The 13,607-nt window shown below is 74.5% G+C and carries 15 protein-coding genes; 6 read left to right on the forward strand and 9 right to left on the reverse strand.

Annotation, left to right across the window (positions count from 1 at the left end; genetic code table 11):
* Nucleotides 1-194: 194 nt before the first annotated feature.
* Entirely contained in the window at nucleotides 195-1,457 is a 1,263-nt protein-coding gene (locus ACIOD1_RS21890) for an MFS transporter (protein ID WP_365624141.1), read from the forward strand.
* A 69-nt stretch (nucleotides 1,458-1,526) separates the two neighbouring features.
* Here ACIOD1_RS21890 and ACIOD1_RS21895 read toward each other — a convergent pair whose 3' ends face one another.
* Nucleotides 1,527-1,901 carry a cupin domain-containing protein gene (locus tag ACIOD1_RS21895; RefSeq protein WP_365624085.1) on the reverse strand — a complete coding sequence of 125 codons (375 nt, stop codon included), beginning with the start codon at nucleotides 1,899-1,901 and terminating at the stop codon, nucleotides 1,527-1,529.
* 73 nt (nucleotides 1,902-1,974) lie between these two features.
* The gene (locus tag ACIOD1_RS21900) at nucleotides 1,975-2,760 is read right to left on the reverse strand and encodes a class I SAM-dependent methyltransferase (RefSeq protein WP_401904037.1); all 786 of its coding nucleotides are present in this window, start codon (nucleotides 2,758-2,760) and stop codon (nucleotides 1,975-1,977) included.
* A gap of 83 nt (nucleotides 2,761-2,843) precedes the next feature.
* On the opposite strand from ACIOD1_RS21900, the gene ACIOD1_RS21905 reads away from it, so the two are divergent.
* Complete coding sequence (locus tag ACIOD1_RS21905; protein WP_401904038.1) at nucleotides 2,844-3,776, forward strand: pseudouridine-5'-phosphate glycosidase; 933 nt, start codon at nucleotides 2,844-2,846, stop codon at nucleotides 3,774-3,776.
* Entirely contained in the window at nucleotides 3,773-4,696 is a 924-nt protein-coding gene (locus ACIOD1_RS21910; RefSeq protein WP_365624091.1) for a PfkB family carbohydrate kinase, read from the forward strand. Before ACIOD1_RS21905 ends, ACIOD1_RS21910 begins: the two co-directional genes overlap by 4 nt.
* A gap of 33 nt (nucleotides 4,697-4,729) precedes the next feature.
* On the opposite strand, the gene ACIOD1_RS21915 is transcribed toward ACIOD1_RS21910, so the two are convergent.
* On the reverse strand, nucleotides 4,730-5,389 hold the full coding sequence (locus ACIOD1_RS21915) for a uridine kinase (protein ID WP_365624093.1): 660 nt from the start codon (nucleotides 5,387-5,389) through the stop codon (nucleotides 4,730-4,732).
* A 92-nt stretch (nucleotides 5,390-5,481) separates the two neighbouring features.
* Here ACIOD1_RS21915 and ACIOD1_RS21920 point away from each other — a divergent pair, with 92 nt between their 5' ends.
* Nucleotides 5,482-6,927 carry a WGR domain-containing protein gene (locus ACIOD1_RS21920; protein WP_365624094.1) on the forward strand — a complete coding sequence of 482 codons (1,446 nt, stop codon included), beginning with the start codon at nucleotides 5,482-5,484 and terminating at the stop codon, nucleotides 6,925-6,927.
* 135 nt (nucleotides 6,928-7,062) lie between these two features.
* On the opposite strand, the gene ACIOD1_RS21925 is transcribed toward ACIOD1_RS21920, so the two are convergent.
* The gene (locus ACIOD1_RS21925) at nucleotides 7,063-7,431 is read right to left on the reverse strand and encodes a cupin domain-containing protein (RefSeq protein ID WP_365624096.1); all 369 of its coding nucleotides are present in this window, start codon (nucleotides 7,429-7,431) and stop codon (nucleotides 7,063-7,065) included.
* A gap of 139 nt (nucleotides 7,432-7,570) precedes the next feature.
* Here ACIOD1_RS21925 and ACIOD1_RS21930 point away from each other — a divergent pair, with 139 nt between their 5' ends.
* A complete protein-coding gene (locus tag ACIOD1_RS21930; protein ID WP_401904041.1) occupies nucleotides 7,571-8,275 on the forward strand; it encodes a DUF2293 domain-containing protein in 705 nt (234 codons plus the stop codon).
* Nucleotides 8,276-8,322: 47 nt separating this feature from the next.
* Here the strand turns inward: ACIOD1_RS21930 and ACIOD1_RS21935 are convergent, their stop codons facing one another.
* The 5 genes from ACIOD1_RS21935 to ACIOD1_RS21955 all read right to left on the reverse strand — a co-directional run bounded on the left by ACIOD1_RS21935 (nucleotide 8,323) and on the right by ACIOD1_RS21955 (nucleotide 12,926).
* Nucleotides 8,323-8,715 (reverse strand): hypothetical protein, encoded by a 393-nt coding sequence (locus ACIOD1_RS21935; protein WP_365624100.1) that lies wholly within the window; start codon nucleotides 8,713-8,715, stop codon nucleotides 8,323-8,325.
* 14 nt (nucleotides 8,716-8,729) lie between these two features.
* Nucleotides 8,730-9,737 (reverse strand): helix-turn-helix domain-containing protein, encoded by a 1,008-nt coding sequence (locus ACIOD1_RS21940; protein WP_401904043.1) that lies wholly within the window; start codon nucleotides 9,735-9,737, stop codon nucleotides 8,730-8,732.
* A gap of 197 nt (nucleotides 9,738-9,934) precedes the next feature.
* A complete protein-coding gene (locus ACIOD1_RS21945; RefSeq protein ID WP_365624104.1) occupies nucleotides 9,935-11,149 on the reverse strand; it encodes a glycosyltransferase in 1,215 nt (404 codons plus the stop codon).
* Nucleotides 11,146-11,946 (reverse strand): MerR family transcriptional regulator, encoded by an 801-nt coding sequence (locus tag ACIOD1_RS21950; protein ID WP_401904045.1) that lies wholly within the window; start codon nucleotides 11,944-11,946, stop codon nucleotides 11,146-11,148. Before ACIOD1_RS21950 ends, ACIOD1_RS21945 begins: the two co-directional genes overlap by 4 nt.
* A 269-nt stretch (nucleotides 11,947-12,215) precedes the next feature.
* Nucleotides 12,216-12,926 carry a chaplin gene (locus ACIOD1_RS21955; protein ID WP_365624108.1) on the reverse strand — a complete coding sequence of 237 codons (711 nt, stop codon included), beginning with the start codon at nucleotides 12,924-12,926 and terminating at the stop codon, nucleotides 12,216-12,218.
* A 127-nt stretch (nucleotides 12,927-13,053) separates the two neighbouring features.
* On the opposite strand from ACIOD1_RS21955, the gene ACIOD1_RS21960 reads away from it, so the two are divergent.
* Nucleotides 13,054-13,605 carry a hypothetical protein gene (locus ACIOD1_RS21960; RefSeq protein WP_365624110.1) on the forward strand — a complete coding sequence of 184 codons (552 nt, stop codon included), beginning with the start codon at nucleotides 13,054-13,056 and terminating at the stop codon, nucleotides 13,603-13,605.
* The last annotated feature ends 2 nt before the right edge of the window (nucleotides 13,606-13,607 follow it).

Raw genomic sequence — 13,607 nt, forward strand, 5'->3', positions numbered from 1 at the left:
GCAGCCGGCCCCACCGCGCACCCCCACGCCCCCGACGTGCGACCCGTCTCCCCGCGACGGGGGTGCCCGGCGTGACCTCCCAGCCCGAGGCCTCGCCCGGAACCCCGCCCGGAACCTCGGCCCGGGATCCGCTCGGTGCCTCCCCCGCACCCGCGGTCGGGCCCGTCGTCGGGCTCGCGGTCGACGCCGCGCAGCTGCCCCGGCTGCGGCGCCGCACCACCGGGGTGCTGATAGCCGGCCAGATACTGGGCGGGATAGGCGTCCCGATCAGCATCGCCCTGGCCCCGGTGCTGGCGACCGAGATCAGCGGCACCGAGGCCCTCTCCGGACTCGCCTCCACGGCCTCCGTGATCGGCACGGCCCTGGTCTCGCTGCCGCTGGCCGCGCTGATGACCGCGCGCGGTCGTCGCCCCGGGCTCGTCCTCGCGTACGTCATCGGCGCCCTCGGCGCCTGTCTGGTCGTCCTGGCCGCCTGGGTGAAGAGCTTCCCGCTGCTCATGGTCGGCATGGCCGCCTTCGGCGCCGCCTCGTCCGCCAACCTCCAGGCCCGCTTCGCCGCCGCCGACCTCGCGGCCCCGGACCGGCGGGCCCGGGCGATCTCGATGGTCGTCTGGGCGTCCACCATCGGGGCGGTGCTCGGCCCCAACCTCTCGGCCCCGGCCGCCGACAGCTTCGCCGGGACCCCCGTGCCCCAGACGGCGGGGCCCTTCGTCTGGGCCGCCGGTGTCTTCGTCCTCACGGCCACCCTGCTCGCCGTGTTCCTGCGGCCGGACCCGCTGCTGACGGCCCGCGCCCTGGCCGGGCCCGCGGAACAGACCCCGCAGAGCCGCTCCCTGCGCGCCGGGTTCGCCGCCGTGAAGGCCTCGCCCCGGGCCCGGCTCGCCCTGGTGGCCGTCGCCGTCTCGCACACCACCATGGTGTCGATCATGGTGATGACCCCGGTCGACCTCGGCCACCACGGCGCCGACCTCAGGCTGGTCGGTCTGGTCATCAGCGGGCACATCGCGGGGATGTTCGCCTTCTCCCCCGTCATGGGGTGGCTCGCCGACCGGCTCGGGCGACTGTCCGTGATCGGCATGGCGGCCGGCCTGCTCTGCGTCGCCGCGCTGCTCGCCGGAACGGCCGACGGCGACCACGCCCAGAGCGCGGCGGGCCTGTTCCTGCTGGGACTCGGCTGGTCGGCCGGCATGGTCTCCGGCTCCGCGCTGCTGACCGACTCGGTCCCGCAGCCCACCCGGGCCGCCGTCCAGGGCCTGAGCGACCTCACCATGAACACGGCCGCCGGCGTCGGCGGAGCGCTGTCCGGGCTGGTCATGGCCCACGCGGGCTACGGCCGGCTGAACGCCATCGGCGCCGCGCTGCTCCTGCCGATGGCGGCGCTCGCCCTCTTCACCGCCCGGCGACACCCGGCGCCCGCGAAGACGCCCGCGGGGCCGGCTCCGTCGGCGCAGGCCTGAGGGACTCGGCGGGAGGGCGCGAGCCGGGAGGCGGCGTCCATCAGGGCGCGACGACGGCCCACGGGGCCGTCAGCCGTTGATGTGGTAGGCCTTGCGGAGCGTCTCGTGGACCGTCCAGGTCGTCTTGTCGCCCTCCCGCAGCACGCAGGCGGAGCCGGGGCCCACCTCCAGGGTCGGACCGCCCTCGACCTCGATGGTCGCCCGGCCGGTCACCACCACGAACAGCTCGTCGGCCTCGGTGTCGGTGACCACCCCGGGGGTGATCTGCCAGATGCCCCGGATCTGGGACCCGTCCGCCGACTCCCACAGCACCTTGCCGGTCACCACCGGCGTACCGGACACGACCTGCGCGGGGTCGAGCTCCTCCACCTCCAGTTCGGCGTCCGGGACGTCGGCCACGGAGACGGCGAAGGAGGCGGGGGCGGTGTGATCACTGGTGCTCATGGCGCGCCAGCCTAGTGCGGTCCCACCGGGCTCCGGGGTGGCCAGATCGTCCAGCGCGGGCGCGTCGGACGCGTCATTGCGTCGAGCGGACCCGGGGCAGCGGGCGGCGGGCGCCGAGGACGGGCTGGTGGAAGCCACAGGCCTCGGCGGAGTGCCACACCGGTTCGCCGAAGCCGGCCCGGCGCACGTACCCGGCCGTCTCCTCCTCCGGAAGCGCCCAGTACGTCACCGTCGAGGTCCGGGTGGTCCAGGTCTCCCCGGACGGCAGCAGCCGGAACAGTTCGAGGTCGTAGCGCTCCCCGTCGGCGTGCCAGTGCCACAGCTGGAAGGTGATCGTCCGCCCGTCGGGGCCGGTCCGGACGCGCGGGGGCTCGCTCTGCGGCCGGGTCCGGAGCAGGGCTCCGTAGGGTCGGGTGGAGAGCAGGAGCAGGCCGCCCGGGCGCAGCACCCGCCGGGTTTCGGCCAGAGCCGCGTGGACGTCCTCGGCGGTCAGCAGGTGCGGGAGGGCGTTGTCGGCGCACACCACGGCGTCGAAGGAGGCCTCGGGGAAGGGCAGGGCCCGCATGTCGGCGACGGCGACCGGCAGGGTCAGTCCGCGGTCGGCGGCCTCCCGGGTCGCGCGGGCGACCGCGCGTGGGCTGAGGTCGGTTCCGGTGACCCGGTGGCCCAAGCCCGCCAAGCCCAGCGCCTGGGTGCCGATCCCGCAGGCGTTGTCGAGCACGCTGTGCGGTCCGGGGCCCAGCGCGGAGACGAGCAGGGAGTCCAGGGCCCGGCCCTGGCGGGCGACGCTCGCGTCCCAGTCCTCGTACATGAGGTCGTAGCGGGAGGCGAGTTCGTCGTAGAAGCCTCGCGTGTCCATGGGGGCACGCTACTCGGACACCTTTCGCCCGGGAGCGGACACGGCGCGTTTGGGGGCGCGAATCCCGTGCCATGGATGGGGACATGCCACAGCACAGAGCAGCAGAGGTACCGGTCCTGTCGGAGGAGGTGCGCGAGGCGCTCGCCGCGCGCAGGCCCGTCGTCGCGCTGGAGTCGACGATCATCGCGCACGGGCTGCCCCGCCCCCGCAATCTGGAGGTGGGCCTCGAACTGGAGGCCCTGGTCCGCTCGGAGGGCGCCGTCCCGGCGACGGTGGCGGTGATCGACGGAGTGGCGTACGCCGGGCTCGACAAGGCGCGCCTGGAGCGCGTCGCGACGGGCGACGACGTGCGCAAGTTCGGGCACCGGGACCTGGCGCCCGCCCTGGCCGCGGGGGCCACGGGCGCCACGACGGTCTCGGCGACGGCCTTCCTGGCCGCGCGGGCGGGGCTGCGGGTCTTCGCGACGGGCGGGCTCGGCGGGGTCCATCGGGAGTGGACCGCGTCCCAGGACGAGTCGGCCGACCTGGCGCTGTTGGCGCGGACCCGGATCACGGTGGTGTGCGCGGGGGTGAAGTCGATCCTGGACGTCCCGGCCACCCTCCAGCGGCTGGAGACCCTGGGCGTGGGGATCCTCGGCTACGGGACGCGACGCTTTCCCGGCTTCTACCTGGCCGACTCCGGCGAGGGCGTCGACTGGACGGTGGAGCGGCCCGAGGAGGTGGCGGCGGTGATGGCCGCCCAGGACGCCCTGGGCGGCGCGGAGTCGGCCCTGCTGGTCGCCAACCCGGTGGCCGTGAACGAGCAGTTGGACCCGGATCTGCACGACCGGGTGCTGGCCGAGGCCCTCGACGCCTGCCGGGAGCGGGGGATCGCGGGACAGGCGGTGACCCCGTTCCTGCTGGACTTCCTGGTACGGGCGACCGGAGGGGCCTCGCTGGAGGCGAACCTGGCCGCGGTACGGGGCAACGTGCGGCTCGGGGCCCGGATCGCGGCGGCCTGGGCGGCCCGGGCGTGACGGCGACCCCGGGGGCGCTGCTGGTGGTCGGCGACGTGGTGACCGACGTGGTGGCGGTGCACCCGCGGCCCCTGGCCCCGGCCACCGACACGGCGGCCAGGATCCGGACCCTGCCGGGTGGCGCCGGGGCCAACGCGGCCTGCTGGGCGGCCCGTTCCGGCGCGGCCGAGGTACGCCTCCTGGCGCGGGTGGGCGCCGAGTCGGCGCGGTGGCACGAACGGGCCCTGGTCGACGCGGGGGTGCGGCCCCGACTGGTCGTGGACCCGGCGGAGCCGACCGGGACGGTGGTGGCGCTGGTCGGCGGGGACGCGGAGCGGACCTTCCTGACCGACAGCGGGGCCTCGCTGCGGCTGTGCCCCGCCGACTGGGTGCCCGCCCTGCTGGACGGCGCCGCCCATCTGCACCTGTCGGGTTACCTGTTCTTCGCGGACAGCAGTCGGGCGCTGGCCCTGGTCGCGCTGCGGGCCGCCCGTACGCACGGGGTCCCGGTGAGCGTGGACCCGGCGTCGGCGGGGTTCCTCTCGGAGCTGGGGCCGGACCGCTTCCTGACCGCCGTGACGGGGGCCGGGGCGCTCCTGCCGAACGAGGACGAGGCCCTGCTGCTGGCGGGGCTGCCGGAGCGGGCCGGGGTCGCCCGGGCGGCGGTGGAGCTGAGCCTTCGCGTGCCCCTGGTGGTGGTGACCCGGGGCACGGGCGGGGCGCTCGTCGCGGAGGACGGCCGGATCACCGCCGAGGTGGAGGCGGAGCCGACCGTGGCGGTGGACTCCACGGGCGCCGGGGACGCCTTCACGGGCGGCTTCCTCGCGGCGCGCCTGGCCGGGGCGGGACCGGCCGAGGCGGCCCGGGCGGGCTGCCGTACCGCGGCCCGGGCGGTGGCCCACCTGGGCGGCCGACCCCCGATGGACCTGGCGCGGGGGTAGGCCGTCTCTTTCGGATCTTGCCGACCGGGCCCGTCAACCGCCCTCCCCGCCCGGGCGGATGTCCGACCAGGCGGGGTGGCGGGGGTCGTCGGCCCGGACCAGGACGTCCGCCGTCGAGGCGGGCTCGGTGTCCCGGGCGTAGCGGGCGAACGCCGGGAGGGTCCACTGCTCGGAGGGGTCCGTACGTCGGGCCAGCGCGGGTGCGGAGAGGCTGATGTGCGCGCTGAGGTCGAAAGGGAACCAGTGGCCCAGCAGCAGCGGGCCGTGGACGATCAGCACTCCGCCGGCCGGGAGCTCGACGTAGGGACTGCGGGTGGCGCGGTCGGTCGCCGGGTCCCAGAGGTCGGGCAGGACCCGGCCGGCGCCGCCCGGGTCGGTCGGGCCGAACACCTCGCGCCACAGCGCGCCGGTGTCGTACCAGCCGGCGAGGTACGCGTCCACGTCCTCGCGGCCGAACTCGAAGCGCAGCGAGGCCGGTCGCAGGAAGTCCCGGGCCGCGACCACCAGCACCGGACGACCGCGCGGGCGCAGGGCGTCGGCGAGGAGGCCGGCGAGCAGGCCCGTGTCGGCGGCCGGCGCACCGTCGATCCCCACCCGCTGCCAGGTCCGCGCGCCGGGGGCGGGCGCGTGGTCGTCGAGGTGGGCGGCGAGCCGGTCCGCCATGCGCTGCCAGGTGATCGCTTCGAGCTTCACCGACCCATTGTCAGTGGCGGCGCCTAGCTTTTTCCACGAGGGACCGCCGGCGAACAGGAGCCGGTCGGACCGGTTTTGGGGAGGGGTCTGTCATGGCTCGGGAGACGACGTACCTGGAGCTGTCGCAGGCGGACGGCGCGGCGCACAAGTTCTACGAGGTGATCGTGGACGGCGTCGCGGTCTCCGTGCGGTACGGGCGCATCGGCGCCGCCGGTCAGCTGCAGACTTCCGCCTTCCCCACGGCCGAGAAGGCCCGCGCCGCCGCGGCGAAGAAGATCGGCGAGAAGGTCCGCAAGGGGTACGCCCCGGCCGTGCCCGGAGGCCGCGCGGCACGCTCGGTGACCCGCCGCCAGGTGGCCTCGGCTCCGTCCACGGCGCGGGCGGTGGCCCCGGTGCTGTGGCGCTTCCGCACGGGGTCCTCGGCGTTCGGCATCCACGTGGACCAGGACCGCTGCTGGGTCGGCAACCAGGCCGGCGACGTCCACACCCTCAGCCACGGCGGCGAGGTCCTGGCCCGCTACTCGCTGCCGGACGGGGTGAAGTGCCTGGTGGCGGACGAGTTCTGGATCTACGCGGGCTGTGACGACGGCACGGTGTACGACCTGTCGTCGAAGGTTCCCTTCGCGGCCTACGGGATCGCGGCGGACGTGGACATCTACTGGCTCGACATCCACGAGGGCGTGCTGAACGTCTCGGACGCGAACGGCGGGCTGACCGTCATCGACCACGAGGACGAGCACCAGTGGTCGCGGAAGTCCTCCGGGGCCGGCGCCTGGATGGTCCGGGCGGACGAGCGGGCGGTCTACCACGGCCACGCCGACGGCGTGACGGCGTACGCGGCGGACGGCACCGGGCAGTTGTGGCACACCAAGACCCCCGGCGGGGTGCTGTTCGGCTGGCAGGAGGACCGGGCGGTCTACGCGGGAACGGTGCGCAACAGCGTGCAACGCCTCTCGAAGGAGACCGGCCGGATCGAGGCCGCCTACGCCTGCGACGCGGCGGTGTACTCGTGCGCGACCTCGCCCGACGGCCGGCACGTGTTCGCCGGGGACTCCTCGTCCTCGGTGTACTGCTTCGACGCCGACGGGCGGCGGCTGTGGAAGCTCGGCACGGGCAGCGGATCGGCCCTGTCCATGCAGTACCTGGACGAGCGCCTCTACCTGGTCACCACGGACGGCTCGCTGGTGTGCGTGGACGCGAGCGAGGCCGCGATCGCCGCCGCCCAGCGGGGTTCGGTCCCCGCACCGCTCGATGTGAAGTCGGCGGCGGCCCTGCCCGTCTTCACCCCGGCGGCCTCCGCCTCGGCGGTGCAGACGGTGTCGGTGGCCTCGCTCCCGGCCGGCGGTGTGGTCGTCGAGTGCGTCCAGCAGTCCGGGCGGGTGCGGGTGCAGGTGGTGTCGGACGGGTTCGACGGCTCCTGGAACGTCCAGTTCCCGCGCGGGATCCGGGAGCCCGGCGCGCGGTACGTCGTGGACGGGCTGCACGCGGCGTCCGGAGGCTTCTACCGGGTGCGCGGCGAGATCCGCCGCCTGGTCTGAGTCGTCCACCGGTCCGGGTCGTCGAAACGGAGTCGTCGACCGGTCCCGAACCACCGGCCGGGCGCGGGGCGCCCGCCGGTCCGTGTTCTCGCGGTGCCGTGGCGGACGGGGGTCACCACGGCACCGCGAGCCTCCTCACCCGGCGTGTTCGGGACAGCCGCACGGCGTGGCCCCGGGCGGGGCCGCGACGGCCACCGCGAACGCGTCGTCGGACGCGAGGGGGCAGGTGACGTGGAGGAGGATCGGTTCTTCACCCAGGTTGCGCCCCAGGTGGATGTGTCCGGTGCCCGCCGGTTCGACGAAGGTGTCCCCGGCGGTGTGCACCTCGCGGCTCTCGTCGGCCAGGATCCTCGTCAGCGTTCCGGACTTGACCACCGCCATCAGCGGGACCCGGTGGTAGTGCCAGCCCGTGCAGCCGCCGGCCGGTATCACCACCTCGCGGAGCATCAACTCCGAGGGCGCCGCCGTTCCCGACCGTCGCGCCATCACCTGTCGCCCACCCATGCGCCCTCCTCCATGGGCCCACCTCGGCCCATCCGACTCACGGTAGGAGGACATCATGACGTCGAAGAGGGTTTGATGAAAGTCCAACAACCCATTCGGACAAGGTGATATACGCATTGCGTAGCGGTATCACCACCCTATGAGTCTCGTCGTTTTCGAGTCACAGAAGCAGATTCACTGCGCGGAGTGCCGACGGGGTCCGCTACGGCACCTCGTGCGCGAGGCCGGCGTGCCCCGCTGCCTGGACTGCGCCGACCTGGGACACCTCGTGTACCTCCCGCGCGGGAACGCGGCCCTCACCCGGCGGGCACGGGAGGCCAGTTCGCTGCACGCCGTCGTGGTCCGCCGACACCGGGGCCGGCGCCGCTACGAACGCCAGGGCCTGCTGGTCGAGGACGGCGCGCTGGCCCGGGCCGAGCGGGCCTGCCTCGCGGACGCCGACGCCCGGGCCCGACGCCGCGAGCGCGACCGGCTGCGGCGCGCCGCCGAGGACGTCCGCTTCACGGCCGCCTTCGCCGCCGAGATCCTGCGGTTGTTCCCCGGCTGCCCGCCCGAGCGCGCGCACGCGATCGCCGCCCACGCCTCCGTGCGCGGCAGCGGCCGGGTGGGTCGCACCGCCGCCGGCCGGGCCCTGGACGAAGGGGCCGTGTCCATGGCGGTCCGGGCCGCCGTGCGCCACCTCGACACCGACTACGACGCCCTGTTGATGGCGGGGGTGCCCCGGTTCACGGCCCGCGCCCGACTGGCGTCCCGGATCGACGTGATCCTCGACGACTGGCGCACCGCGTCCGGCGGGGCCGCCCGTCGACACCGCCCACGGGTGAACGGGTCCGGTGGCGCGTGAGGGGCGCCGGCCGCCGGACCGGCGCCCCTCACGGGCGGTCTGCCGGATCAGGCCGTGGCGTGGGCCCAGCCGCCGCAGGTGTTCCACTGGACGGTGTTGTTGGTCCCCAGACACACGCGGAAGTCGAACTGGTAGCCCTCGGGCAGGTTGCCGTAGGAGCGGTCGGTGCAGCCGCCGGCGCCACCGGTGTGCCACTTGTACTGCCAGCTGCCGTTCACGTAGGCCTCGACCACGACGGACTTGCCGTCCGAGGCGTTGTCGCAGACGGTCATCTTGTCGCCGTTCGAGTACCAGGTGGCCGAGCCCGCTCCCCCGACACTGCCGGCCGCACCCGCCGAGGGGGCCATGAGCACCACCGCGGCGGCGGCCGCGCCCGCCAGTACGAGGGCCTTGCGGACGGTGCGGGACTTCTTGGGGGTGTCGCTGGAGGTACGGAACATGATGCTGCGTCTCCTCACGTGCCCGGCGCCGGATTGCGCCCTGCTGGGACGGGATCCTCGCGGAGTGCACGGGCCGCGGTCTTGGACGAATGCGCACTCGCCCCGCCCCGGGACCCGGCGGGGGCGCTCGTGACCTGCCCCGCCACCCGATCGGCGACGGGCGGTTCGGCCGGACCGCCGGGACCGGTGAGGCGGGCCGCGAAGAACGCGCGGGGGGTGGCCCCGGTCATGGCCTTGAAGTCGCGGTGCAGGTGCGACTGGTCGCTGAACCCGCAGGTGGTGGCGACGTCGGCCGGGGCGAGGGAGCCCGCCGCGAGCAGGCGCATCGCCCGGTTCAACCGCATGACGCGGGCCACGGCCTTGGGGGGCATCCCCGCCTGTTCGTTGAACCGGTTCTCCAACTGCCGCACGCTCCAGCCCGTCTCGGCCGCGAGCACGGACACCGGCAGCCGGCCCCCCGACGCGGCGAGCCGCCGCCAGGCCCACACCAGGCGCGCCGCGGGCTCCGGCCCGGCCTCCAGCCAGCGGGTCAACTCCCGGTCGAGCAGGGCGAACCGCGCCGACCAGCCGGGCAGTTCCGCGAGCGCGTCGCCGAGGCGGGAGGCCCGGGCCCCGGCCACATCGGCGAGGTCGAGGTGGCGGTTGGCCAGCGCGCCCATCTCGACGCCGAGCAGGCGGTGGGCGGTGTACGGGGTGAGGACCACCTCCAGGGCGGCGAGGTGGCCGCCGTGTTCCCCGATGGTGGGCCGGGTCTGGAGGCCCGACACCGAGGAGGCCAGGAGCAGGTCGATCGCCGGGACCCCCGGGGCCCGGGCCGGGCTGATGAGCCGCATCGGGGGGCCGAATCCGAGGACCAGCGTGACCCAGGGCCCGGGGATCTCCAGCCGGCGGCGGACCACCCCCGTCCCGAAGCGCACGCCCCGGTACAGGCGCACGCCGGGTAAGAGCGCGGGGCCGGGGCGGGCGAGGGCCACGTCCCAGGTGCCTTCGGGGCACACGGCGTGCCGGAGGAGTGCGGTCATGGTCGGTCGTCCCGTCCGTGGGCGGCGTTCCCGCAGGTGCGGCCCATGGTGGGGGCTCGGACGGATCCCGGCAGCGCGCAATCAGGTCAACCTCGGCACGGGTGGTCGGTACGGAGGTTCCGCGGTGGCTCGCGGCGCCGGACGCGGCCGGTGTCCACGAACACCCGCCGACACCAGCGCCTGCCGCGGGGCCGTCGTCATCCCTCCGTCAGCCGCTGGATGGCCTTCAGCGTCCGGCCCGCTCCGTCCTCGGTCGCCAGGTGCTGCGCCGCCCTTGCCGCGGCCCGGACGTACGTCTGGTCGTTCACGACTCGGTGGAGTGCGTCGGCCAACCGTTCGGCGGTGAGGAGGCGGAAGGGAATCGGGGCGCTGGAGGCGCCGACGGCGGCGAGCCGCCCCGCCCAGAACGGCTGGTCCGCGGTCACCGGCACCGTGACCGCCGGGGCTCCGGCCCGCAACGCCGCGGCCGAGGTACCGGCGCCCGCGTGGTGGACCACCGCGGCCACCCGGGGAAGGAGCAGGGCGTGCGGTACGTGCCCGATGGTGAGCACGTCGTCCCCGTCGGCGGCGAGTCCCGCGCTGCCGGCTTGGAGGATGCCGCGCAGTCCGGCGCGGCGCAGGGCCCGTACCGCGATCCCACTCAGCCGTTCCCCGTCGCCGGACGCCATGCTCCCGAAACCGATCAGGACGGGCCGGGGGCCGGCCGTCAGGAAGTCCTCCAGGTCGGCGGGCAGCTGCTCGTTCGCGGCGTGGTGGGGCCACCAGTTGCCCACCACTTCCAGGCCCGAGCGCCAGTCGGACGGGCGGGGCACCAGAGCCGTACTGAAGCCGTGCACGACGGGCCAGTGCGCCCGTTCCTGTCGCCGCCGCATGGCGGAAGGCGTGGCCGGGGGCAGCCGGAGACGGCGGCGGAGTCCGGTGACCGCGTCCGCGTAGACGCGGTCGGCCATCCCCAGAGCGAAGCGTCCGGTGGTCCGGTTGGCCGCGCGGCCCAGGGAGCGGGAGCCCGTGACGACGGGCGGGAAGTCGCCGGTCGGCGCGGTGGGCTGGAGATACACGCCGAGGCTCGGAGTGCCGGTGGCCTCGGTGAGGTGCCAGCCCAGCGGGGCTGTGGTGGTCGACAGGAGGAGCAGATCCGTGCCTTCGTCCCACGCATCGGCGAAACCCTGGCCCAGGTCGGCGGTGAAGGCGGCGGCAGTGCGCATCAGTTCACGTTTGCCGGTGACCCCGCCACGCGCCCGTGTGTCGGCGGGGAGACCGCGGAATTCCAGGCCCGCGTCGCGTACGAGGGGTGCGAAGGTCTCCGTGGTGGCGAGGGCGACCTCGTACCCGGCCCGGCGCAGTTCCACGCCCAGGCCCGTGTAGGGCGCGACGTCGCCGCGCGATCCGGCCGTGGCGATCAGGATTCTCATCGGGCCCCCTCGGGATCCGCGGGGCCGGCCCCGTGGCGGGCCGCGTTGGCGTGGACCGCCTCGCGGGTGTAGGCGGCCAGGCCCGGGCGCTGCTGCGACGGCGGTACGACCAGGGCGAAGGCACGCGGGTCGGCGACGAAGTCGTCCGCGATGCGCCGGTGCATGTCGGGCGGGCAGGAGGTGAACCAGCACGAGATGTGCAGGCGGTGCTCCTCGGCGAGGTCCATGGCCCGCTCGCCGTCGGTCGGCTCCCCCTCGTCGAAGGTCGCGAGCAGGTCCGCGCGCCAAGCGGTGGCCTCGCCCATGAGCCTGCGCCAGTCCTCCCTGGTGTGGGCGGTCGCGCGCGCCATGGCCTCGCGCTGTCCCTTCGAGCCGGCCCACTTCAGCTCGGCCTCGGTGGCGTAGCTCAGGTCGAAGGTGATCTCTCCGAAGACCTCGAAGCGTTCCTGTGGGGTGAGGGACACCCCGGTCTTCTGGACCTCGATCGCCCGTTCCGCCACCTCGGTCAGCCGCTGCAGCCTGGCGATCTCCTCGCTCAACTGCCGCTGCCGTTCCCGTAGGCGGTCCAGCGGGTTCGCCCGGGGATCCTTGAAGATCGCGGCGATCTCGTCGAGGGGGAAGCCGAGTTCACGGTAGAAGAGGATCTGCTGGAGACGGACCAGGTCCGCCTCGCCGTAGAGCCGGTAGCCGGCGTGGCTGCGGTCACCGGGCGAGAGCAACCCCGCCTTGTCGTAGTGGTGCAGTGTCCGCACCGTCACCCCGGCGAACGCCGAGACCTGTCCAACGGAGTAGCTCATCCACCCGCCCTTTCGTCGGCACCCAGCCTCAAGCCTGACGTAAGGGGAGGGTCAAACCGCGCTTCGGGGGTCGCGGACGGGGCCGAGGCGTCCACTACCGGGGCCTCCCAGGCCCGAGGGGACGGCTCGCCGGGCGGAGGGCCTCCCGCGCACCGGTCGTACGCGGGAGGCCCGACAACGCGGGGGCCTCCCCGGCGGTAGCCGAGGAGAGGTGCCGTGTCGGACGGCCCCGGCCCGGCAAGATCCGAACAAGATCCGTAAGAGACGGCCTAGTTGAGGCGGAAGCGCCGGTACAGCACGACCCCGCCGAGCATCAGCACCCCGCTGCCGGCCAGCACGTACCCGAGGCCGTCGGAGCCGGTGTGCGCGAGCGCCTCGGCGTGCCGGGGCGGGGTCACGGAGGTGACCGGGGCGACGGGCGGCGGGGTCACGGGCGGCCGGACGACGGGCGGCTGGGGCGGCTTGGCCCCGCTGGGGGTCTCCCCGTTGACGGAGGTGTTGCCGTGCGAGGTGTTGCCGACGCCGACCACGCTCACCGAGTTGCCGGTGATGTTCAGCGGCAGATCGACGGGGAGTTGGAGCCCGTTCCCCGAGAGGATTCCCGGAGAATCCTTTCCGCCGCCGGCGGCCACCGCTCCCCCGTGGGTCACCGATCCCGACCCTGATCCCGAGGACCCGGAGGAGTGCGAAGAGCCCGAGGAGCCCGGATGGGAAGACCTCCCTCCACCGGGGCTCGCGTTCGTACAGCTGTTGCCCGCGGCGGAGTTGAGGACGCCGACCACGCTGACCGTGTTCCCGCACGCGTTGACCGGGGTGTGCACGGGCAACTGCACCAGGTTCCCCGAGAGCAGACCCGGCGAACGCTCGGCCCGACCGGCCGCGTCCGCATCGGCATGGGCGAGACCGCCCACACCCGCGACCGCCAGTCCGCCGCCCGCGACGACGGCCGCGATCAAGCCACTTCGACGACTGTGACGCATCAGTGTTCCTGCCTTCCGGAGGGTTGCGGGGCATCTCGCCCTTACCGGAGACAACGCCCTCAAACCCGTTCGGGTTATAGAGCCGGTACGCATTTCACTCCATCGTGTACTGGGTAGTCCCTACTTCATGACTGGACGACCGCTGCTCCTGCTCGACGTCGACGGCCCCCTCAATCCCTTCCGGTCCCTCTCCGCCGGGCTGCGTGGCTACACGAGCCATCGCATGCGGCCCGACGTCTGGCTCGCCCACCGGGACCCCGCCGCCCGGCGCACCCGGCGCGGGGCGCGGGTCCGCCTCCACCCGGCCCACGGGGCGCGGTTGTTGGCCCTGCCCTTCGAGCTCACCTGGGCCACGGCCTGGACCCACCAGGCCAACACGCTGATCGCCCCGCACATCGGGCTGCCCGTCGACCTGCCCGTCGTCGACTGGCCGGAACTTTTCGCACGTGATCCCGACGGCCTGTCCTGGAAGACCCGCGCCCTCGTCGCCTGGGCCGCCGGCCGGCCCTTCGCCTGGGTCGACGACATGATCACCGCGCACGACCGGGATTGGGTCGACGCCCACCACCCGTCGCCGGCCCTCCTCCTGCGCATCCACCCCCGCCACGGCCTGCGCGAGCGCGACTTCACCACCCTGACCACCTGGGCGGCCGGCCTGGAGGCGCCCCCGCCGCGGTGAAC

The organism is Streptomyces sp. NPDC088097 (assembly GCF_044741845.1).
Classification (GTDB): domain Bacteria; phylum Actinomycetota; class Actinomycetes; order Streptomycetales; family Streptomycetaceae; genus Streptomyces.

What these genes read in the sequence shown, in the direction of transcription:
- ACIOD1_RS21895 (WP_365624085.1), bottom strand. Translation starts at nt 1,901, where the DNA reads ATGAGCACCAGTGATCACACCGCCCCCGCCTCCTTCGCCGTCTCCGTG.
- ACIOD1_RS21900 (WP_401904037.1), bottom strand. Translation starts at nt 2,760, where the DNA reads ATGGACACGCGAGGCTTCTACGACGAACTCGCCTCCCGCTACGACCTC.
- ACIOD1_RS21905 (WP_401904038.1), top strand. Translation starts at nt 2,844, where the DNA reads ATGCCACAGCACAGAGCAGCAGAGGTACCGGTCCTGTCGGAGGAGGTG.
- ACIOD1_RS21920 (WP_365624094.1), top strand. Translation starts at nt 5,482, where the DNA reads ATGGCTCGGGAGACGACGTACCTGGAGCTGTCGCAGGCGGACGGCGCG.
- ACIOD1_RS21925 (WP_365624096.1), bottom strand. Translation starts at nt 7,431, where the DNA reads ATGGGTGGGCGACAGGTGATGGCGCGACGGTCGGGAACGGCGGCGCCC.
- ACIOD1_RS21930 (WP_401904041.1), top strand. Translation starts at nt 7,571, where the DNA reads ATGAGTCTCGTCGTTTTCGAGTCACAGAAGCAGATTCACTGCGCGGAG.
- ACIOD1_RS21935 (WP_365624100.1), bottom strand. Translation starts at nt 8,715, where the DNA reads ATGTTCCGTACCTCCAGCGACACCCCCAAGAAGTCCCGCACCGTCCGC.
- ACIOD1_RS21940 (WP_401904043.1), bottom strand. Translation starts at nt 9,737, where the DNA reads ATGACCGCACTCCTCCGGCACGCCGTGTGCCCCGAAGGCACCTGGGAC.
- ACIOD1_RS21945 (WP_365624104.1), bottom strand. Translation starts at nt 11,149, where the DNA reads ATGAGAATCCTGATCGCCACGGCCGGATCGCGCGGCGACGTCGCGCCC.
- ACIOD1_RS21950 (WP_401904045.1), bottom strand. Translation starts at nt 11,946, where the DNA reads ATGAGCTACTCCGTTGGACAGGTCTCGGCGTTCGCCGGGGTGACGGTG.
- ACIOD1_RS21955 (WP_365624108.1), bottom strand. Translation starts at nt 12,926, where the DNA reads ATGCGTCACAGTCGTCGAAGTGGCTTGATCGCGGCCGTCGTCGCGGGC.
- ACIOD1_RS21960 (WP_365624110.1), top strand. Translation starts at nt 13,054, where the DNA reads ATGACTGGACGACCGCTGCTCCTGCTCGACGTCGACGGCCCCCTCAAT.